Genomic DNA, 20858 nt, shown 5'->3' with positions numbered 1-20858 from the left:
ATATCTTTTTCTTCTTTCTTATCTTTGCGTCCTTGGCGTTCTTGGCGGTTCGTTTCCATATCTATGTTTTTCACGACTCATTTAGGATTGCTACATATAACCCACAAAAGGCTTAAATTTTCAAAATCTACTCAGCTTCACCAATTAAACTAAAAGCAGCCCAATGTAAGGGATTTTGATATTTATCTTGTTTCATTGTTGTTAACATAGCTTGGCGTAATGCGGTGGCTTTATCTTGTTTGTTTTGGAGATTTTTATAAAATTCGGTCATTAAAAACGATGTCGAGTTATCATCAACTGCCCATAAAGAAACGATGACGCTAGGGACACCAGCACTAATTAAAGAACGAGATAAACCAATAACACCATCACCCGTTACTCTACCGCGTCCGGTGTCGCAAGCACTTAAAACCACTAAGTCTGCATTTAATTTTAAATTGAGGATTTCTTCTGCTGTCAATAAACCGTTATCTTTACCGGATGGTGCTAATGCTATGGCGCTTCCTAACCCTTGGTTATCATCTAATAAACCGTGAGTGGCTAAATGCACAATTCGCGCTTTTGAGATTTGCTGTAAAATGGCAGCTTTTGTTGCTTGGCTACCAGTAATTGCTTTCGTTTTGAATAACGGTGCAATTTCTTTTGCTTCTTTTTCTGCACCTGGTAAAGCTGGTAATTGTGCCAATGGTTTGCCAGGTTCTAAAGCTACTTTTGGCATTGTGGGATTACCCACGATTAAAACTTCTCCCTGGCGCGAATTTTGATGTGCTAACTTTTGTTTACGAGTTAAGTCTAAGACTTGAATTGATGGTGCGGTAAGAATTGTATGTTTTTCAATTAAGTATTTGCCTTGTTCATCTTGCAGTGCTGGAAAGGGAACTAAAAACAAAGACTCTTGAGGAATAAATACCACCTTTTCGTTTTCTTTGTTGGGTAAAAGGTCGGCAATAGGTTTAATTAATAAGTCATGTAACTGTCTAAAAGAGTTTTTGGCTTTGGTTGGATTTTGGTTAGCAGTAACTTGAATTCCCCCGCGCCCTCTGACACCAATTGATTGACGACTCACAGTCACTAATTCTGCAAGAGAGGTTTTATCTTTTTCTTGTAAGGGTCTGAGGTCAGTTATGCGGAAGGTAATTTCACCTGTAGGTTTGACTACCCAAATATATAGCGCCTGCTCAAGAGTTGCTGATGCTCCTAAGCGAGAAGTTGTTTTAGAATCAATTGAATATTGAACTAAGGTAGCATTTTGTTGCTTTGCGATTTGTTTGAGAAGCGATAATGTTGGTTTTGCGATTGTTGGTAATTGTGGTGCATTACCGCGAGTGCTAGGCCTTGACTGGCGGGAAGATAATAAATCTATAAACGCTCTGGCTCTACCTCGTTCTGAAACTTCTAGAGCTTCATTCGTTTTATTTTGGGCAATTAAAACTTTTTGTAATAATTGATACGCTTGAATTGGCTGCTCAAAAAATGATATTTTATAACTATCATTTTCTCCTAATCTTTCGCGCAGTGATTCCCAAATTTCAATGGAAGAATATAAGGCTTTTTCTGCTTCTGGGAGTTTGCCCAACTCCATCAAAGGAATACTTAAATTATAGAGTGTGATGCCTTCGCCCCTGGTATATTTAGCATCTCTGGTAGCAACTAAAGCTTGCTGATAATATTCTACAGATTTATTATAATTCTTCACTTGCAGGTAAGCACTGCCCAAGTAGCCTAAAGTTTGACTTTCGTTGAGGCGATCGCCTACTATTCTGGATACTGCCAAATCTTTTTCTAGATAATCTATTGCCTTAGCTGCTTCACCTTTATTAATATACGCTAGTCCGATATTTCCTAATGCTAATCCCTCGGCTCTGCGGTTAGATTGGGAACGGGCAATAGACAAAACTTGCTCATAGTAATTAATCGCTTTATCATAATCTCTCAGATAATAGTAAATATTACCAAGAGAGTTGAGGGATTGACGTTCACTATCTTTATCTTGAATTATCCGAGCAATTTCTAAACTCTGCTGATTGTATTGAATTGCTTGATTATAATCAGCAATAAAATAGTAGGCACTGCTAATATATCGCAGAAAATCTATAACTGCTGTACTATTAGTTAATTCTTTAGCAATAACTAACCCTTTTTGAGAAACTTCAATAGCAGCAGCATAGTTTTCTAAATTAAGATAAGTCTCACCTAAATTTAACAGTGCGACTAACTCACTTTGACGGTCATTAATAGCTCTCGCAAGTGCTAAAGCTTGTTGGTAATAATCAAGAGCTTGTGGTAAATTATTCAGGGCTGCGTAGGTTCTCCCTAAATTTCCAAGGGCGGCTATGCGATTTTGACTATCTTGATTTTGCTGGTCTAGGGCTAAATATTGTTGATAATATTGTATCGCCTGATTGTAGTTTTTTTGCAGGCGGTGAGCATTGGCTAACTTAACTAAAATTTCACCTGCATTGGGGCGCTTGGGTAATTTCTGGACTATCTGCCAAGATTTTTCATAATAATCAATTGCTGTTTTGTAGTTATTTTCCTGTTCATAACTAATTCCTAAAAATACCAAAGCAACAGACTCACCTTGGCGGTCATTAACTTGTTGATAAATACTTAAAGCCTGTTGTAAAGCTTGTCTGGCTGAAGTGATTTGTTTGTTACCTAAAAGTGCAGCCGCTTGCCTAATTAATGTATTGGCTTGTTGTGATTTGTTATTAGATGTTTGTGCCAATACTGGTGAATTAAAAAATATTAAATTCAAGTTTGACGGGGTAAACCCAATAGTCAAAATGGCGGTGATAAACGCGGTTAAATTTATTCTGCTTAAGCGTAGCCCATTGTGGGAATTGCTCATATTTTTATCTAGCATTTGATATATGAACAAGATAGGTAGAGAGGGGGACAAGGGGGACAAGGAGGACAAGGAGGACAAGGTAGAGTGTGTTTTATTTAGGATTGCTATTGTAATCAGCTAAAAAAGTTTAGGTTGCATATCCGAATTTAAGTTAAGGTGGGTATATTGCCCATATTATGCAAGTTAAATGTGCAGTAGCTGATCAATTAACGTTTTTGGTTTTGATTTCTTTCATAACTAAGAATACCAAGAATATTAGTTAATCTCGACTCGGTTTCTTTATCATTTATCTCGCGGGCAATATTTAAACTCTGCTGAACATACTCTAAAGATTTATCATATTGTTTTAAGTGATAGTGAGCCTCACCTAATTTTTCTAGAAAAAACATTGCCCCTGGTTTATCTTGTAAATTTTTGACTAGTGCTAAACCTTGCTGAGATACTTCAATAGCTGCGGCATAGTTTTTGACTAAAATATGACCAATTCCTAAATTACCTAGCAATTCTTTTTCATTTTTAGTATCTTTATTTTTTCTGGCTAACACCAAGGCTTGCTGATAATATGCAATAGCTTGGGGATAGTTTTTAGATTGTTGATAGGTATCACCTAATAAACGAACAATGGCATATTCATTTTCTCGTTTTGGTAATTGCTGGACAATTTTTAAAGCGCGTTGATAGTAATTAATCGCAGCATCATAGTTAGTTTCTTTGTTGTAAGTAATCCCCAACAATAACAGCATTGCTGATTCACTTTGTGGCTTTTTTGCTGCTTGATACAGTGCCAAAGCTTTTTCAAAAGACTGTCTAGCTTCAGGTACTTTTTGATTGTTTAAATATTCCACACCTTGTTTGAAAAATTTGTCTGCTTCTACTTCTTGACTGTTTTGAGCTTGTGCCAATACCTGCGTTGATGGCCAGATGAACGAATTTGCCGGGATCAATCCAACAGCTAATACCAGTGTAGTAAGTGCCGTTAAGCCAATAGCGCGATAAGACATGGTGCTTTTACATATAAATATTTTTGTAATTTATTACGTAGGTGGATATTCTTAGCCAATATAGAGATAAATTTTAAGAATTCAGTACTCCCCTTCCCTCGTCTACGGTGTACACACAAATCAGGGTTGAGTGCATCTATCCGCTCAATTCAAACTGGTATAAGTCCTGTCACCAATATTTCGGATATCTAGCTTCACGGGAAAGATTATTAGACTTATCATAAAACCCGCAGGGGGCAGGGGGAGAAAGAGTTTTGTCTTTCTGCACAGATTTCTAGAATCATAACTGATTAACCGGACATGATATGACATCTTTTACTGTCTTGAAGTACAGTTACCGCAAAAGCAGTATCCAGCAGTCATGCCGTACTCTAGCAGCCTAACAGACGAAGAGTGGGAAATCCTTGAACTCCTACTGCCGACTATAATTGCCGCCTAAGAAGCAGACCAGACCCTCGAATTGGACAATAATTGGCTCGCAAGGGGTGAAAAACACTTGTAATGCTAGTGTTGAGTCGAAAGGATATTGTTTCTACAAATCGACGAATAGAATTAAGAAGCATCTAGCCGTTGATACGTTGGGGTTTCCCTTCTTTACTTACTGCTAAAGTTGATCGCTTTTTGTTTTCTATAGTAATTCTAAAAAAATTATTAACATATCTCTACCTTGTCTCCCGTGTCTACCTTGTCTCCTTGTCTCTTTTATTTATATATCAAAATTATAAATAATGTGGTTTTAACTACGCTCTGAGATGGGTTAGATCAGATAAACTTTTCAAGGTGAATGTCATTAAATGCTGACTTTCGTGATGTTACAAAATAGGACAGCCTAGCTATGAGTAGAGATGTAGTCAAAGTCATCTTATGGGAAGAAAAGCAAAAAGAGTATCTCAAAAAGTTGTATGATTTACAATTTATTCCCCGAATCGGAGAAGAAATTTACATAAACAGGGAGAATTGGAAAGTAACGAGAATTGAACATGATGTGGAAGTTAGTGAAGTTAATATCTATATGGAAATAGCCAAAAAATCCAAAACAGAAAAAGAAAAAGAAAAAGAAAGAGAAAGAGAAAGACCATCCTCAAATTCATAAATATGTAGTCAATAAGGTGCATTTACCTATTGAGGTGGGGAGTAGGGAGTAGATTTATTTGTAATTTTTTTAGGGATATTATATCTGACTTCTGAATTCTTATTCAAATATTTCTCAAATTAATCATTGTTTCACTGCTTTTTTGATTTTATTTTGTTGCATAGTGCAGCACTTGTAAAGTTAGCGATCGCTCAAACTAACTATCATTTTGCTCATAGTATTTACTCAGTGACTAGAGTTATCAGAATTTACGCAAGAAAATGCAAAATTAAGGGTGTAGGGGTGTAGGTGTTCAAAACCCCTACACCCGTATCTCTATACTGCTACAGACTCATTCACAGCTTCACTAGCAACAACACCATTAGTCAGAATTGCCTGCCGCGTTTTTAAGTTAAATTTATAACCATGTGGCAAAATGTGTAACTTCGCACCGCAAATTGCTAAAGGTTCATCGCGGAGAATTGTATCTGCGTTGTTATATGTAGATTCAGATTCATCGACGATTGTGACTGAACCTTCACCAATAATTTCGATTTGGTCATCAGTGATTGCGATCGCAGTATTCTCATCAATCCCAAATCCTAACACCGCAGGTTCACGGACTAAGGCTGTAATCAAACGTCCTAAGCGTCCCCGTTGCAAGAAATGTTGGTCAATCACCACCCCTGGAAGAAAACCAAGGCCTGGCCCCATTTCCACAATTTCCATCCTGGGTGTACTTTGAGAATCACCCTCAACAATCATTTTATCGGGCATTACCGCCGCACCCGCACTCGTCCCGGCGATTACTGCGCCTTCCGCGTAACGTTTGTGAATCGCCGCATCAATTTCGGTATCTTTGAGGATGCTAGTAATTCTGGCTTGGTCTCCACCAGTAAAAAATATCCCAGTTGCTTTACTAATTGCTTCTAAAGCAGTCGAAGAAGAGGCATCTTCACGAGTTTCTGTATCAATAATTCTGACGTTTTCTGCACCTAAGCGTTCAAAAACTCGAATGTAATTTTCGCCCACCTCTCTAGGTAATTCGGTTGCGGCTGTCATAATTACAATATTGGCTTTTGTACCTCCAGCCCGACGGACAAATTCTCGCAGAATCACGCAATCGCCTTCTTTATCTTCTGCACCGCCAATAATTACCAACTGGCTTTGATGTGTAGCCTCTGTCATAATGCCTCCCGGATAACCGGATTAAGAATTTAATTTAATTAATTTCAATAAAACATGACAATTACGACAATCCAATCAGCCCTTTGGTAGATTAATTTTTAATAGGAGAAGCTAAAATTTGTATAATTCTATGTATACTTAAATCTCATGAATAAGTAGGTGGACATAATTATTTAGAATACGCCTTTCGACTACGCTCAATGCTCGTCATAACAATTGCTACAACAATAAGACCCAAAGAGATAGAAAAGCATAGCAGTAATTGGTAATTTATTTAGCAGAATTACCAATCACTAATGTATTAAGAATGTATTTATCCCTCTTCTCGAACGGGCTTTTTTACTGCCCTGAAATTATATAGCGTTTTTCATTCCAATGAAGTAAATCAATCTAGCCTCTATCCCCTATCAACTTGTACTGCACTCAACCACAAAACGCTATAAATGTGGATAATAATCTCCACATTTATTCAGGGAAATTGCTACTGCGGGCGAATTTTGTAAAGTAAGTTAACTAAAAATAGACGCGCTTGTTCCAGAGGTAAATGTCGTGGTTTACCTTGATAGACAATTTGAAATTCGTTGATATCTGGGCCATCACCATAGCCAGAAATCAGTTTACAGTGAAAAGCTTCCTCGGCGAGTTGTCTCACTTCATCTCTGAGAGCAGCTTTTGTGCTATTCATGTTTGGCTGTCTCCTCTAACCCTATTTTTCTACTTATATATTTTTCTGAATCAAAAAGCACCCTTCAAAGGTTATATTTTTATCTTGACCAATTGCGTGTAGAATCCTATTGATTTGAGTCAAACCCACAGAAATTTATTTATGCCCTGAGATAGTTGAAAATACTTAATAAATCGATTTAGGGTGAAATTAACAAAGTATAAGAAGAAAGTTACAGATTGCCTAAGCTAATGTGAATCAATTTACAATAATTGATTGAGTCTAAGCAACCACAAATTACAGTTGAAATTTCAGGGTGTTTAGCAAAGGTTGAGAATCAATGATTCAAGAAAAAAGTACCAATGTAGTCCGTGTGAATGCCAGAAGAACAGATGTGTTTGATGTTTTCAACTTCCAGCATTATGCCGGGCCGAACCCCTATTTAGATAGAGGCGCACTAGTATTTGATTTTGTGCTGACTGGGTATAGAGAACCTTTGCCCATTGAAGACTATGTTAAAAAAATTAGCGATCGCTATCCCCTGTTAGGTAATCAAACTTATGAATCTTATGCTCATTTGTTTGCACGCACCGCCTCAGAAGTGGGAAAGTTAGACATGGATTTGCACCTCACTCACTTCTATGTGAAACCAGAGGACAAATTTACCCGCATTAGTATTCAATCACTGCATCCCCGCACAACCAGAGCCGTAATTTATTGTATTTGGGATTGGTTTGAAGCGATCGGGCAAGACGAAGATTTTCTGTTGGATGACCAACTAGTCAGCTTACAAACCAGATTCCGCGAATCTGTCTATGGTGGCCCCACCGTTTACGCCTTGTTACGCACCGCCGATGAAAAAGGTATCCCCACCTTTTATCTTTGGGATGAAGGATTAATGCAATACGGCTGGGGGAAAAAACAAGTCCGGGGTGTCGCCACAACTTTTGACTGTGATAGCCATATAGATTCCGACTTCACCACCCGCAAAGACGACTGTAAAGACTTTTTGGGTAACTTAGGTTTTCCAGTTCCCCAAGGTGAAATCGTCACTACTGAAAAAGAAGCCTTGATAGTAGCTAGAGAAATTGGCTACCCCGTCGCCGTTAAACCTGTAGTTGGTCATAAAGGAATCGGTGTCACCGCCGCCGTACAAGACTCCTACGAGTTAGAATCAGCTTACGATCGCGCCTTAACCGCCATTCCAGAAAATCAACCTACAAGGATAATTGTCGAAAAAAGCATTACTGGTAAAGATTTTCGCTTGCTGTGTGTCAACGGTAAATTTGTTGCAGCCACAGAACGCCGTCCCGCATCCGTCACAGGTGATGGTTACTCCAGCATTCACGAATTAATTCGCCAAGAAAATCGCAAACCAGAACGTTTAGACTCACCCACCTCAGCAATGAGCAAAATTCAAATTGATGAGGCGATGGAACTGTATTTAGAGGAACAGCGTTTGTCTTTAAAAAGTGTCCTCGAAAAAGGTAGAAGTGTCTTTTTAAGGAAAGTTGCTAATCTTTCTGCTGGTGGTATGAGTATCAATGCTACCCACACAATTCATGACGATAATATTATCTTGGCGCAAGACATTGCCCAACATTTTCGGTTAACTTGTCTGGGTATTGATGTGATTACCGAAGACTTAGCGGAATCTTGGAAACAAGGTAACTTTGCCATCTTAGAAATTAATGCTGCACCCGGTATTTTAATGCACCTCAACCCCGCCGTAGGTGAAAGTATTGATGTCCCATCCCGCATCCTCGAAACTTTTTTTACATCGGGAATTGATGCGAGGATTCCTACTATTACCTTTAACAAAATCTCAGTTCAAGAACTACAAACCACAATTGACCATATTTTATTGCAGCATCCAGAATGGACAATAGGTGCTGTATGTCGGGAAGCTGTTTTGATCAATCGCTCCCAAAAAGTTTTGCGTCCAGATTACAACAGCAATATTCAAAGTTTACTGCGGAATCCCAAACTTGATTTGTTAATTGCAGAATATGACTCAGAAACTTTAAATACAGAAGGGATGTTTTATCAAGGCAGTAATATTGTAATCTTAGATAACCCCACTGAAACGGAAATGATGTTAGTGCGTGATTTAGTGGATGGTTCAACAGTGGTCATTAAAAAAGGTAATGATATTTCCATTAAACGCAAAGGATTAATTGAAGACTACACCTTGGGCGAAGATGAACCATTTACCAGAGTTTATTTGAAAGAAGTTAGTACCATTTTATCTACATAGAATTCAGGAGTCAGAAGGAAGTACGATATTTCGTCAAGCTCAGTGCATCGCCGCCGGATGAATAAGCGGGTTGAAGACCGCTACTAATTGATTCTGACTCCTGAATTCTGATACCAAATTAAAAAATGATTGCGACAAATGGATGGCTCAAAAGCTTACCAATCAACCCTTACCCAATCCAAAATCTGTCTTGAAAAGTTTGCTCAAGTCGGGGAACCCGCCCACGCAACTTTTCGCAAAATCTAAAATCCAAAATGGTATGACTTCTGAATTATTCTTCAAGCAAAGTGCTGAGTTCCACCATCTTTATAGGTGGTGGTTTTTAGTGTCTCCTTATTTTTTATAAATTTCCGGAAATGTAGCTTGAAGTTTAGCTAATTTTGGTAGGTCATGGGCTACGACATAGCGACTATCAGGATTACGAGCTATATAATTTTGATGGTATTCTTCTGCTTTGTAAAAACCTTTTAATGGACTGATTTCGGTAACAATTTTTTGATCAAATATTTTCTGTTGATTAAGTTGATCAATATATTTTTGTGTTTCTTGCTTTTGTTGGTCGTTTGCAAAAAATATTACTGAACGATATTGTCTACCAGAATCTGGCCCTTGGCGATTTAACTGTGTTGGGTCATGGGCTACTAAAAAGTAAATTTTTAATAGTTGTTCGTAGGAAATTTTTGAGGGGTCATAAGTGATTTTTACTGATTCCGCATGATTGGTAAAGCCAGAACTCACAAGTGAGTAGTCTGCTGTCATTGCATCGCCGCCAGAAAAGCCAGAAACAACATCAGAAACACCATTGAGATGCTCAAACACTGCTTCCATTCCCCAAAAGCAGCCACCACCAAAAACGGCTATTTGCTTTGTTTGGGGTGTAGTGGTGGAAATATCACTGGCGGGAGTGGGAAATAGTACACGCGCTGCACCATACAAGAGTATGAAACTCAAAGATATGATGGACAAGTTGCGTACTAAGTTGCGAGAAAGTGTCAAGTTACTATTTGACATATTTATATAAATTCCTTTGATGATTAATTTAGTTTTTTAGTCATAAGATAGCGATCGCTATCTTTAAATCCCACTCGGTGATAAAAATTTTGGGCAGATATATTTTCTCTTTCAACTTCTAAATGTAATGCTTGAATATTCAGAGAAATGCAGACCTCTTCTAAAAACTTAATTGCTTGTTTGCCAATGCCTTGACCTTGATAAGCTGAATTAATATATATTTCATCAATAAAAGCATCTCGTCCTCCGTATTCTAAACTATAGCCAAATGAGAGAATAACATAACCAATTGCTTGACTTTGGTCTTGAATTAACCAAACCTGACCTATTGATTTTTCATTCAGTAGTTGCATCAACGCATGACGCACAACAACTGCATTAAATGAGAGATAGCCATCTAGTTGATAAAATTCTTGGATTAAAACTAAAAGTGTTTCAACATCATTATTATCTCCTGGTTTAAAGTTAATGTTCATATAGGAATACGGTTTGATTCCTGAATCTAGTTGTGTAAGCAGGGAGTAGGGAATGGGGAGTAGGGGGTAGGAAAGACTGCTGATCTGAGTGTACTGATTTTTTTCATAAATCAAATATGAGTCCTATATAGCAATCAAATTTAACTCTTGAACTTACTCTTGAAGGTAGGGAATAAGATTTTCTGGTTTTTTTCCTTTTACTTCTAATGCAGGTAATTTCAAGATAAAACTACTACCATACCCAAGTTCCGAGCGGAGTTCAATTGTACCGCCAATACACTCTACAAGGCGTTTGACGATACATAAACCCATACCAGTACCGCCTGTAGCACGAGTGCGAGAAGAATCTAGGCGATAAAATGGTTCAAAAATGCGGGACTGTTCTAATAAGGGAATACCACATCCTTTGTCGCTGACTTGAATCATTGCCAAATCTTCCGTTTGGGTGAGTTGTAAAATAATTGGCTCACCAGTAGCGGAATATTTCACGGCATTGGTAATCAGATGGTTTAATATCTGCATTAGCTGTTGGCGTTCGGCTTTGACTTGAACAGGAAAGGAAGTGATATTTAACTGAATTTCCCGATGATGAAATTTTTCGGTCATCTCGGCTACGGCTACAACTACATCATTAAGTAAAATTGTTTCAGTTTCGCCGGGACAGGGAATGGCGCTGTTATCCGCCCGTGCTAAGTCTAGTAAGTCTTGGAGGATATGATTCATTCTTTCGGCATCAGAAACAGCCATTTCGAGAGTTTCTTTTTGGGAAGCGGCTAAATTATGGCTACGTTGGAGACTTCTTTGCAGATATCCATAAACCATACTCAAGGGTGTGCGTAACTCGTGGGCTAAATCACTGAATAACTGGCGTTGCTGTTCTTTGGCTTCAGAAAGTTTGGTTAAAAATTCTATCCATGTCTGGGCTAATTCTTGAATTTCGGTTGGTGTTTGATTTAAACCTAACTGCTGGGGAGTGAGTTCAGTTGTGCAGGTTTCTGCCCATTGATTGATCTGTTGTAATGGTAAGAGCGATCGCTTAATAAATAAAGTAGTCAAAACTGTGGTGATAGTCAGGGAAAAAATACTCATCATTCCCAAACTTTGAATCACAGTTAATAATTGATAATTGTCAGATATTCCATAATTTTTATCAGCAATCATCAAACATTCTTTGATTTCCCAACCAGCCCAGAGTGTAAAGCTACTTAGTCCCAGGGTCACAATTAAGATAATGCCAACAGTCAGCCGGAAATGTAGTGAATCTGGGTCAATTCTGGCGACCAAAAATTCAACTAATTTTCGTTTAAAACTTTCCGCAAAATTTATTGTCATATCTTGATATATGAACCAAAGAGACAAGGTAGACTAGGCAGACAAGGTAGATTCATACCTTGCACTTTCCACAGTTCAAATTTAATCGATGTTTCTGCCAAAAAAATGAGTTTTTCCTGAATAGAGTTAAAGCTTTTGCTGAAAGCTCTTTCAGAGCGATTTGGTATCATAGCGTTTACTATAGGAATCCGATTTGATTTCTGAATCTAGTTATGTAGGTAGGGAGTAGGGAATGGGGAGTAGGGAGTAGGAAAGACGGCTGATCTAGGTGTACTGATTTTTTTCATAAATCAAATATGAGTCCTATAGTACAGGTCGGCGTAAATAAACAGACCACACTTCGACTACGCGGTAGTTGAATCTCGACACTTCTCCTACCGGAGACGCTATGCGAACGACAAGCTCAGTGCATCGCTTCGCTCGATTACCGCGAAGCCGAAACTCAGTGACCATAAGAAATTGCTAAAAGGCTTGTGGTATCGTTATTATTTCTTTTTCCTTTTGCCTTCTTAGGGACTTTTTTCTTGTGGGGTGGACATCTTGTCCGCCCCTAGCCAAGGGCGGGCTAGAAGCCCACCCCACAAGATTGGATAATTTATTTGTTGGAAATCCCTTACAAAGTTAGGCGGGACGGAAACCGACACCGCCTACTTTGCGCTTTTTACTTTTGTCTTGTTGTACTAGGCTTAATCATTGAACAAACCCAAGAAGGAATCACTGTGTAATTCTTACGGGATACCAAATAGATTCTAGGGTGTGGGCTAGATGATTTGCAGTTTCTGGATTATATTCATTCAGCAAAACTGTAACATGCCCCAATTTCCGCCCAGGACGAGATGTAGTTTTGCCATACCAGTGAACGCTGGCTTGGGGAATGGCGGCTAATTGTTGGCGCTGGCTTTGATAGTCACTCTCAGAATTTTCATATCCCAGCAAGTTGACCATGATAGCCATTTGACAGTGTAAGTCAGGATTGCCCAAAGGTAAACCACACACGGCTCTGAGGTGTTGTTCAAATTGGGAAGTTTCGCAAGCATCTATTGAGAAATGTCCTGAATTGTGGGTGCGGGGGGCTATTTCGTTGACTAAGACTTTACCTTCTTTGGTGAGAAATAGCTCTATGCCAAAAATACCGACTACTTCTAGGCTATTTAATAAGGTATGGGCGATCGCTTGACTTTGTTCGGCTTGATTAGGTGTAATATCCGCAGGTGCTATCACGCGCCGACACACTTGTTGTTCTTGTTGAGTTTCTACCACTGGATAGATAACCACTTCACCATTTACCGAACGGGCTGCAATTACCGCTAGTTCTCGTTCAAATGGTACAAATTCTTCAATTAAGAACTGTGATTGATTTGCTGCTTGAGCTAACTTTTCCTGTAAAGTTGCTAAATCTTGGATAATAAATGTGCCTTGTCCGTCGTAACCGTGACGACGGGATTTTAAGACAACCGGAAAACTCAAATCTTCTAGCTTGGATGCTAAATTCTCGACATCATCCACAGCAAAAAATTGCGGTACAGGTAAACCTAAATCTCGCAAATAACAACGCTGATGATATTTGTCTAATAAAGGTGATAAAGCTTGTAACCTCGGACGAAAGCAAACACCTTGATTAGCTAATAAAGATAAAGCATCAAGGTCAACAAATTCATTTTCAAAGGTGATGACATCACTTTTTTGGGCTAATATTTCTGTGGCTTTTGCATTATCAATTGCCGCAAACACTGTATCTTGGGCAATAGCTACAGCCGGGTCAAATTTACTAGGAGTCTGTACAATTAATTCTACTCCTAGTTTTTGCGCTGCATCCCCCATCATCCAGGCTAGTTGCCCACCACCAATTACACCAACACGCTTCATCGACATCCTAAAGATTCACGGGTATCTACGCCAGTTTTGGAATTTACCCCACTGGCTTTACTGCACAGTTCTTTGATTTGCGCTCTATCCAAAACTGCATCGGTGAAGTCTGCACCTTGAATATTCACATCTGTAAACAGGGCGCGAAGTAACAATGCTTCTTTAAAAATGGCATCACTTAAATCTGCCCCTGTTAAGTTTACCTGATCCACCATCGCATTAGTTAAATCGGCTTGGTGAAGATTGGCTTTTGTCATCACTGAAGCACTTAAGACGGCTCCGCGCAAGTCAGCACCAGTAAAGTTCGCCATTTCCATATTCGCGTTAGAAAATTCCGCCGCTTGCAAAGTTTCTCCCGAAAAGTCTCTTCTCGCCAACTGTGCATTACTAAATGACAAGGGATGAGTCCAGTCTACGGCTAAGGCGGTATCAGGCAGAAAACAGAGAGTAAAAATACTCAATATCAAAGCCGGAATGGGATTTATAACTCTGTGATGATTGGTTTTTATGTAAATCAAGCAGAATAATAAAATTCCTAAAAGTAATGCTAATCCTGGCTGCCACAACATATTTGTTTTTTAGGTATAGTTGATGACTTTAGCTTAACATTTTGTAATCTTAGGCGATCGCTAAAACATTTTTGGGAAACGACTGGATGAGTCGAAGAGATAAGGGAGATAGGGGAGACAAGGTTGACAAGGGATACAAAGAGAGGGATGTTTGTCAATCAATTTAGGATTTCCATATATTAATAAATCCCTTTTTTACTGTTCCCTCCCTACGCAAATATGTTCATTAATCAAATCAGGTTAATATATATAACCAAAGGCTGATTTTTATCACTAAATATAAATTACTGCGAACGCTCACGTTAAACTTTACAATTCTTGATTTAAAAAATTGCGTTTTGCGATATAAGTTGCGATATAAGTATTCTTATTAAAGAAATTCATAAGTTGTTAATCATGAGAACATCTCATAAATAAACATCCACAAGGAATATTCCCTAATCGCTAATAAATTAATTAGTTACATTTCTTTATGATTTATTTTCCAAGTAAAGTTTATTAACTTTTGCTGTTAACCTCAATTCTCCCCTGTTAGTCTTCTTATTAAGGTGAGTGAGTCAGCGTTGCTTGAGCATATTAATTATCTGTCTTGGATGCTTGACCAGCTACACCAGAGGAGAATTAACTTTAGTTTCATAAATAGTTGCTTGGCTACGACAAGAGGCAGGAGGAAAAGAAAGTTCAAGAGGTCACAAAATAGGTTTTAACCTTCTCTAACGGTTGGTTTATTTCTATTGCCACTTGTGAGTCAGAAACTCATCAGTTTATATTCAGCAACTACCCAAAAATTCGTAAGCAGTAAGTATTAGACAAATGGTGAAACATTATTCTCTGGAATGGATTGAAGCTTGGTGCCAAGAAAATGGCTGGACAGAGTTATTTGTAGAGCGACGCAACAATTATTGGGCGTTTCCTCCTGGTGGAGTGATGCCAGAACCAATTCCATCTCATGTGTTGAGAGGAATTAAAGCCGAAAAAGGACTCACCGTTGAAGAAAGAATTTGGTCATTGTCGGCTGTAATGGGTACAGTTGTAGCTGTCGTTAGCACCTTTATACTCAGATGTCCTATGCCTTTGGTATTGGCCTTTGCCTTTAACGCTGTAACGGTGGCTCAATTTGAATTAGAAGATGTTTAACGGTTAAGGTGGTCATTTGTCCTCTCTTACAAAGTTCTGAGCGGAGGAAGCCTCCGCTCAGACTTTGCGCTTTGTTCTTAGTCATTAGTAAGGTTTCGAGATTTACGTTTTGTAACCTAATTGTTGTTGATTTAACAAATGACAAATGACAAATGACAAATGACGAATGACAAATGACTATTGCCCAGATTCTTTAGAGACTTTTTCTATTTGTTGGGTAAAGTAAGATTCTTCGTGTTTGAGTTGCTGTGCTAGTTGTAAGCCTTGCTGAAAGGCTGAGAGTGCTTGAGGATAATCTTTTTGTTGTAAATAAATTTGCCCAATTTGGTCGTAAGCTTGCATTAAGCCGTAAGAGTTATAGGCTTTGCTTTGGGTTTCGATGAGAATTTGACTGGTTTGTAATGCTGCGTCAATTTGTCCTTGGGAACGGTAAAGGACAATTAATTTTTGTAAAGCTTCTGCCGCTATAACAAATTGTTGTGATTCCCAAGCAGTTGTATAAGCTTGTTGATAGTTATTAAAAGCTTCTTGAATTAGGCTAGGATTTTCTTTGGCTAAAGATTCGTAGTTACTAGCGATCGCTAATTTTAATTCTGGTATTTTGAGAATATTTTCTGGGTCAGTATACAGTAACGCTAACTTATTTAAGGTATCGATCGCCTGTTGTGGTTGTTTGTTTTGCTGGTAAACATAAGCTAACTGTTTGAGATATGTTACCTCACTGGTGCGATCGCCCTCAACAGTCGCTAGATTTAATAATTCTTGATATGTGGCGGCGGCTTTAGGATAATCGAACCAAGCTAGATTTAATTCAGCGATGGTTTGCAGGGTTGATAACTCTGCGGTTTTATCTTGTTGCTGGCGTACAGTCGTCAAAATTTGATTGTAAACTTCTAAAGCATTTTTGGGCGATCGCACATTTTGATAAGCTGCACCTAAAGCCTGTAATAATTCTATATTTACGCCTTGTTGAGCAACGGTTTTGGGTGATAAAGCCTGTTTTTGAATTGCTTGCAACCTTTGAGTTATATAAAATAACTGCTGACGGTCGTTTTGATTCCAAGCGATCACACCTACCCTAGATAAAGCATCAATTTCCGGTATTGTCCCTAAATAGCGCCGCAAGCGTATTTCCCGGTTCCAAATTTCCCAAGCTGTTACCTTATCTCCCGCTTGTAATGTTGCTGCTGCTTGTTGATTTAATTCATCTAACGCAGTGGCTAAAGTTTGCTGTTCCTCCGTCGTTAACGGTTCTTTATCAGCCGAAGGCCGCACTAAAGGATCAGGTGTGGTAACTTCTAAAGGACTAGGGGGAAATTTATCTGCTTGATTAGGATCTTTCGTTGCTGCCAGGGTGACAGAGTTATTTAATAAGATAGTGAAAATTGCGATCGTGCATAAGCGCCTGAGCATAAATACTTTACCTGACTAAAAGTTAGATGATAATTAGTTACTAGTACAACAAGGCAAAAGTCAAAAGGAAAAAGAAAAAATAGTGATAACACAAGCCTTTTAGCAATTCCAGATGCTCTATTTTATTTACGCCGACCTGTACTAGCTCAATAATGACGATATTTTTCTAAAAATTCTCCAGGCGCGAGGATATAACATTTCTGTTTTCATCCCCTTACGGAGTAAATGGTTTGGATACTCTTCGCTCAGGGGCGTTTACTTACTGTGTACACACAAGTCAAAAATTTTCAGGTTCAACCACATCCCGCCTAGAACTAAAGTTCCAGACTCATAGCCAAAGTCCACAAAGCGTGGACTGGAATACATTTTTAGTCGAGTCATCTGAAGATGACTTGCGCTAAGAGACTCGGAATTCATTCCGAGGCGGGACTGTAAAGAAACTGGTTTAAAAAAAATTTTCCCACATCTGCCAAGAGGCTGCATAAAAAAATCTAGGTCAACCTATTGAGTTAGTGAAGGGGTTAAACCCCAGAAACAAGCAAGAAAACATTAGGAGACTAGATCATGAAATTCCGTAATATCACCAGTTCTTTGTTGACCGCTACTGCACTTTTGACCACTACATTCCCCGCCTTTGCTGGCCCCTTTGATGTCAGACCATCTGGAATATTCCGCCCCAATGATGTGACTCCTGGGGCTGTTGGTAATGTGAATAAATCTACACCCAGCACACCCAGCAACCCAGTCGGTAATAGTGAAATTCAAGGCTTAGGCGACCATCAATCTTGGGTTGACAACAAAACTCTCGCCAATGACCCCCGCGCTTTGTGCAGTGATGTTGGCTTGGGTAACAACACCCGCACTAGTTCCAGCAAAATTGCTTTAGCAACCTCTACTAGCACTCGTACCAGTTCTTCTCGCAGTCATAATGATGGCGGTGGCGGTGGTGTCAGCATTTTGGGAATTGGTGTTAGCGGTAGTGGTGCTAGTCAAGGTAGTCAAAATAATAGTGAATCTCGTGACAGTCGCACCAACCGCAACGAAGAAAATAGCAGCAGTTCTGCAACTGTGGTTCAAGGTAAGAATTGCGATGCTTTTGTTAACGCTGCTGCGGCTAGAGATATCAACTACCAAGACAACTTAACCCGCCGCTATGAAATTAAAACAGGTCGTCGCGGACAACAAGTTAATCAACTACTGCAAGATAAGTAATGCGATGTTCGATATTAGCTTGGACATCTTGTCCAAGCTACAAGAAATATAAAAATAATTAACCTGAAAACGCCAAGGTTAGCGCCTTGGCATTCTCATTCTGAGTTCTGACTTCTGCTGTAGTTTTGACTACTTTTATGATTTTTTAAATAGTTCTAAATAAGCAGCAACTTAATGATAATGCTGTTAAATCTTTGTTAAGAAAAGTTACAACACTCTTAACACAAGGAAATATTATTATGGTTGTCACAGGTGAGAAGAATACCAAACATCAGGTAGTAATTGTAGGTGGTGGCTTTGGGGGATTATATACAGCAAAATATTTGGGTAACGCGAATGTAAACGTTACCCTCATTGATAAACGGAACTTCCATTTATTTCAGCCACTGTTATATCAAGTTGCTACAGGTACGCTATCACCCGGTGATATTTCCTCACCATTACGAGCTGTATTCAGCAAAAGTAAGAATACTCAGGTATTGTTAGGAGAAGTCAGCGATATTGACCCAAAAACCCAAAAAGTGATGATGGGTAATCAAGTAATACCCTATGACACTTTAATTGTGGCGACAGGTGCAAATCATTCTTATTTTGGTAAAGAACACTGGAAAGACTTGGCTCCTGGTTTAAAAACTGTGGAAGATGCTATCGAAATGCGCCGCCGGATATTTGGTGCATTTGAAGCCGCCGAAAAAGAAACTGATCCTGAAAAGCGTAGTGCTTGGTTGACTTTTGTGATTGTGGGTGGTGGCCCTACAGGTGTAGAATTAGCAGGTGCGATCGCGGAGTTGGCATACAAAACCCTCAAAGAAGATTTCCGCAGTATCGATACATCCGAAACCAAAATTTTACTATTGCAAGGTGGCGATCGCATTCTGCCACACATTTCACCAGATTTGTCAGAAGAAGCAACCGCATCCTTAAGAAAGTTAGGTGTGGTGATTAACACTAAAACCAGAGTCACCGACATTGAAAATGACATTGTTACTTTCAAGCAAGACGGTGAAATCAGATCCATTCACTCCAAAACTATCTTATGGGCAGCAGGTGTGAAAGGTTCGACAATGGGGGCAATTTTAGCAGAACGTACAGATGTAGAACTTGATCATGCCGGACGTGTAGTTGTAGAACCAGACTTGACTGTTAGAGATTACAAAAACATTTTTGTGATTGGAGATTTAGCTAACTTTTCCCATCAAGATGGCAAACCCTTACCTGGTGTTGCACCAGTCGCCAAACAACAAGGAGAATATGTCGCTAAACTGATTAGACGACGCTTGAGAGGTTCGACTTTGCCACAATTCCACTACAACGATGTTGGTAGTTTGGCAATGATTGGGCAGAATTTAGCTGTTGTCGATTTAGGTTTCCTTCAACTGACAGGTTTCCCAGCTTGGGTATTTTGGCTCATAATTCACATCTATTTCTTAATTGAGTTTGACACTAAATTACTCGTAGTATTCCAGTGGGCTTGGAACTATATCACTCGAAATCGTCGCTCTAGATTAATTACAGGCCGAGAAGCATTTACAGAACCACAAACACCTGTTAACAAGAGCAGTCGTTTACTAGATGCTTAACGGCGTAAATAATTATTGTTGGGGTAAGCAGAGGAAACAGCACCTCGACTTCTCCTAACGGAGACGCTGCGCGAACGCTCGGCGACCGGAAGCAGAGGTGTAGAGGGATTTGTATTAGTAATTTTGTGAATGGTATTATTAGCTTTCGTTGTCGAGTTCTTGAATCACCCGCGAAAACTCTTGGGTGAGAAAGTCGGAACCAGTTGCAGTATAAATTTCTTGCAACTGTTGATAAAACCATAAGGTTCTTTCTCTACCCGCCTTAAACTCTTGCCAAATGCCGTTACCATGTTGGCGTAAATCCGCTAATAATGACCTAGCATTGTGTAGTTTATCGGCTAACGATACCAGTCGAATTGAAGGTGAAGCAAAACGCAGATTTTCTAAATACTTTTGTTTACGTTCTTCCCAAGGTGGTTTGGGGTATGTGTCAGATTCTGTGCAACCATCGACAATGGTAACGACTGTCTCACCGAAACGCTGGCGGATTTCTTCACGGGTGGATTTTCCGCCTTGGTCTTCGATACTATCATGTAGTAGAGCTGCGATCGCTTCTGCTTCTGTTCCGCCTGCTTCTAAAACCAGTGCTGCAACATTTAGTAAATGACTAATATAAGGAACACCACTAATTTTGCGAGTTTGATTTGTATGCAGACGAGTTGCATACACTAATGCTGATTCAAAATTGGCTGTTAACTGTACTGTATTCATAATTCATACTAAGTTGCTTTCAGAAATAGCATTCCTACTCCCCACTCCCCACTCCCTACTCCCACCCCAGGTTACTATCTTTGACTGAAACTTGGTATCATCTTAATGATAAAGCTGAAATTCTTGAGCGACATCAGCCGCAATACTTTGTCTCAGTTCATAAGGAAATAGAACTTCACATTTTGGTCGCCAAGCACGTAAACGCATCATCACGTTATTATCTCGATTTTTAGCATCTTGATATCTAATAAATACTTGATAATAAGCATCTGCTGGTGAACGATGGGCAAGAATTTTTAATAAAGCTTTTTGTTGTTGTGGTTGTGTAATTTTTTGTTTGATTAAATTTTGTGCTTGTTGGTAAGAAATTGCTTGAAATGTTTCATGGCGTTCCGTACCTTTAACATAGCGATCGCCAAACTCTCTATCAAACCGCAACAACATCAATTGTGCAGGTAAATAGAAATCGAAATTCTAAAATATTGATATTTATAAGCATTTTTATTTTGAAGAACAAA

The 20858-nt window shown here is 39.1% G+C and carries 16 protein-coding genes and 1 pseudogene; 5 read left to right on the top strand and 12 right to left on the bottom strand.

The window, feature by feature from the left end; genetic code table 11:
- Positions 1 to 127 precede the first annotated feature (127 nt).
- Both H6G77_RS20600 and H6G77_RS20595 read right to left on the bottom strand, forming a co-directional pair.
- Positions 128 to 2851, bottom strand: coding sequence for a CHAT domain-containing protein (locus H6G77_RS20600; protein WP_199331577.1), 2724 nt, complete (start codon positions 2849 to 2851; stop codon positions 128 to 130).
- A gap of 206 nt (positions 2852 to 3057) precedes the next feature.
- Positions 3058 to 3852: a tetratricopeptide repeat protein gene (locus H6G77_RS20595; RefSeq protein ID WP_190592301.1), complete on the bottom strand. Its 795-nt coding sequence runs from the start codon at positions 3850 to 3852 to the stop codon at positions 3058 to 3060.
- A gap of 835 nt (positions 3853 to 4687) precedes the next feature.
- On the opposite strand from H6G77_RS20595, the gene H6G77_RS20590 reads away from it, so the two are divergent.
- Entirely contained in the window at positions 4688 to 4945 is a 258-nt protein-coding gene (locus tag H6G77_RS20590) for a hypothetical protein (protein ID WP_190872590.1), read from the top strand.
- A gap of 315 nt (positions 4946 to 5260) precedes the next feature.
- Here H6G77_RS20590 and H6G77_RS20585 read toward each other — a convergent pair whose 3' ends face one another.
- Together H6G77_RS20585 and H6G77_RS20580 are read right to left on the bottom strand one after the other, a co-directional pair.
- The gene (locus H6G77_RS20585) at positions 5261 to 6112 is read right to left on the bottom strand and encodes a cyanophycinase (RefSeq protein WP_190872589.1); all 852 of its coding nucleotides are present in this window, start codon (positions 6110 to 6112) and stop codon (positions 5261 to 5263) included.
- Between the two features lie 481 nt (positions 6113 to 6593).
- Positions 6594 to 6797 (bottom strand): hypothetical protein, encoded by a 204-nt coding sequence (locus tag H6G77_RS20580; protein WP_190592304.1) that lies wholly within the window; start codon positions 6795 to 6797, stop codon positions 6594 to 6596.
- Positions 6798 to 7116: 319 nt separating this feature from the next.
- On the opposite strand from H6G77_RS20580, the gene H6G77_RS20575 reads away from it, so the two are divergent.
- A complete protein-coding gene (locus H6G77_RS20575) occupies positions 7117 to 9033 on the top strand; it encodes an acetate--CoA ligase family protein (RefSeq protein WP_190592305.1) in 1917 nt (638 codons plus the stop codon).
- 333 nt (positions 9034 to 9366) lie between these two features.
- On the opposite strand, the gene msrA is transcribed toward H6G77_RS20575, so the two are convergent.
- The 5 genes from msrA to H6G77_RS20550 form a co-directional block, all read right to left on the bottom strand.
- A complete protein-coding gene (gene msrA, locus H6G77_RS20570) occupies positions 9367 to 10044 on the bottom strand; it encodes a peptide-methionine (S)-S-oxide reductase MsrA (protein WP_190872588.1) in 678 nt (225 codons plus the stop codon).
- A 23-nt stretch (positions 10045 to 10067) separates the two neighbouring features.
- Entirely contained in the window at positions 10068 to 10520 is a 453-nt protein-coding gene (locus tag H6G77_RS20565; RefSeq protein ID WP_190592307.1) for an N-acetyltransferase, read from the bottom strand.
- 153 nt (positions 10521 to 10673) lie between these two features.
- Positions 10674 to 11852, bottom strand: coding sequence for a cell wall metabolism sensor histidine kinase WalK (locus H6G77_RS20560; protein WP_199331576.1), 1179 nt, complete (start codon positions 11850 to 11852; stop codon positions 10674 to 10676).
- A gap of 714 nt (positions 11853 to 12566) precedes the next feature.
- The gene (locus H6G77_RS20555) at positions 12567 to 13718 is read right to left on the bottom strand and encodes a 5-(carboxyamino)imidazole ribonucleotide synthase (protein ID WP_190872615.1); all 1152 of its coding nucleotides are present in this window, start codon (positions 13716 to 13718) and stop codon (positions 12567 to 12569) included.
- Positions 13715 to 14287, bottom strand: coding sequence for a pentapeptide repeat-containing protein (locus H6G77_RS20550; protein ID WP_190872587.1), 573 nt, complete (start codon positions 14285 to 14287; stop codon positions 13715 to 13717). The genes H6G77_RS20555 and H6G77_RS20550 overlap by 4 nt, the downstream gene beginning before the upstream one ends.
- A gap of 813 nt (positions 14288 to 15100) precedes the next feature.
- Here H6G77_RS20550 and H6G77_RS20545 point away from each other — a divergent pair.
- Positions 15101 to 15424, top strand: a complete 324-nt coding sequence (locus H6G77_RS20545) for a hypothetical protein (protein WP_190592310.1) — start codon at positions 15101 to 15103, stop codon at positions 15422 to 15424.
- Positions 15425 to 15601: 177 nt separating this feature from the next.
- Here H6G77_RS20545 and H6G77_RS20540 read toward each other — a convergent pair whose 3' ends face one another.
- Positions 15602 to 16837, bottom strand: a complete 1236-nt coding sequence (locus H6G77_RS20540) for a lipopolysaccharide assembly protein LapB (protein ID WP_190872586.1) — start codon at positions 16835 to 16837, stop codon at positions 15602 to 15604.
- Positions 16838 to 17401: 564 nt separating this feature from the next.
- Between H6G77_RS20540 and H6G77_RS20535 the strand changes: the two genes are divergently transcribed.
- Positions 17402 to 18049 (top strand): hypothetical protein, encoded by a 648-nt coding sequence (locus H6G77_RS20535; RefSeq protein WP_190872585.1) that lies wholly within the window; start codon positions 17402 to 17404, stop codon positions 18047 to 18049.
- A gap of 239 nt (positions 18050 to 18288) precedes the next feature.
- Positions 18289 to 19629, top strand: a complete 1341-nt coding sequence (locus tag H6G77_RS20530; protein WP_190675554.1) for an NAD(P)/FAD-dependent oxidoreductase — start codon at positions 18289 to 18291, stop codon at positions 19627 to 19629.
- A gap of 138 nt (positions 19630 to 19767) precedes the next feature.
- On the opposite strand, the gene H6G77_RS20525 is transcribed toward H6G77_RS20530, so the two are convergent.
- Both H6G77_RS20525 and H6G77_RS20520 read right to left on the bottom strand, forming a co-directional pair.
- The gene (locus tag H6G77_RS20525) at positions 19768 to 20340 is read right to left on the bottom strand and encodes an HD domain-containing protein (protein WP_190872584.1); all 573 of its coding nucleotides are present in this window, start codon (positions 20338 to 20340) and stop codon (positions 19768 to 19770) included.
- A gap of 102 nt (positions 20341 to 20442) precedes the next feature.
- Positions 20443 to 20799: pseudogene (locus H6G77_RS20520) on the bottom strand (TIGR03985 family CRISPR-associated protein); the annotation flags it as partial.
- Positions 20800 to 20858 lie beyond the last annotated feature (59 nt).

Origin of the sequence: Aulosira sp. FACHB-615 (assembly GCF_014698045.1) — a bacterium.
Lineage (GTDB): Bacteria > Cyanobacteriota > Cyanobacteriia > Cyanobacteriales > Nostocaceae > Nostoc_B.
Note: the sequence above shows the minus strand (reverse complement) of the source record. Positions and strands in the feature narration are given on the sequence as shown.

Coding starts and splice junctions, on each gene's coding strand:
- H6G77_RS20575 (WP_190592305.1), top strand. CDS start 7,117: ATGATTCAAGAAAAAAGTACCAATGTAGTCCGTGTGAATGCCAGAAGA.
- msrA (WP_190872588.1), bottom strand. CDS start 10,044: ATGTCAAATAGTAACTTGACACTTTCTCGCAACTTAGTACGCAACTTG.
- H6G77_RS20565 (WP_190592307.1), bottom strand. CDS start 10,520: ATGAACATTAACTTTAAACCAGGAGATAATAATGATGTTGAAACACTT.
- H6G77_RS20600 (WP_199331577.1), bottom strand. CDS start 2,851: ATGAGCAATTCCCACAATGGGCTACGCTTAAGCAGAATAAATTTAACC.
- H6G77_RS20540 (WP_190872586.1), bottom strand. CDS start 16,837: ATGCTCAGGCGCTTATGCACGATCGCAATTTTCACTATCTTATTAAAT.
- H6G77_RS20560 (WP_199331576.1), bottom strand. CDS start 11,852: ATGACAATAAATTTTGCGGAAAGTTTTAAACGAAAATTAGTTGAATTT.
- H6G77_RS20535 (WP_190872585.1), top strand. CDS start 17,402: ATGAAATTCCGTAATATCACCAGTTCTTTGTTGACCGCTACTGCACTT.
- H6G77_RS20580 (WP_190592304.1), bottom strand. CDS start 6,797: ATGAATAGCACAAAAGCTGCTCTCAGAGATGAAGTGAGACAACTCGCC.
- H6G77_RS20545 (WP_190592310.1), top strand. CDS start 15,101: ATGGTGAAACATTATTCTCTGGAATGGATTGAAGCTTGGTGCCAAGAA.
- H6G77_RS20530 (WP_190675554.1), top strand. CDS start 18,289: ATGGTTGTCACAGGTGAGAAGAATACCAAACATCAGGTAGTAATTGTA.
- H6G77_RS20590 (WP_190872590.1), top strand. CDS start 4,688: ATGAGTAGAGATGTAGTCAAAGTCATCTTATGGGAAGAAAAGCAAAAA.
- H6G77_RS20595 (WP_190592301.1), bottom strand. CDS start 3,852: ATGTCTTATCGCGCTATTGGCTTAACGGCACTTACTACACTGGTATTA.
- H6G77_RS20585 (WP_190872589.1), bottom strand. CDS start 6,112: ATGACAGAGGCTACACATCAAAGCCAGTTGGTAATTATTGGCGGTGCA.
- H6G77_RS20555 (WP_190872615.1), bottom strand. CDS start 13,718: ATGAAGCGTGTTGGTGTAATTGGTGGTGGGCAACTAGCCTGGATGATG.
- H6G77_RS20550 (WP_190872587.1), bottom strand. CDS start 14,287: ATGTTGTGGCAGCCAGGATTAGCATTACTTTTAGGAATTTTATTATTC.
- H6G77_RS20525 (WP_190872584.1), bottom strand. CDS start 20,340: ATGAATACAGTACAGTTAACAGCCAATTTTGAATCAGCATTAGTGTAT.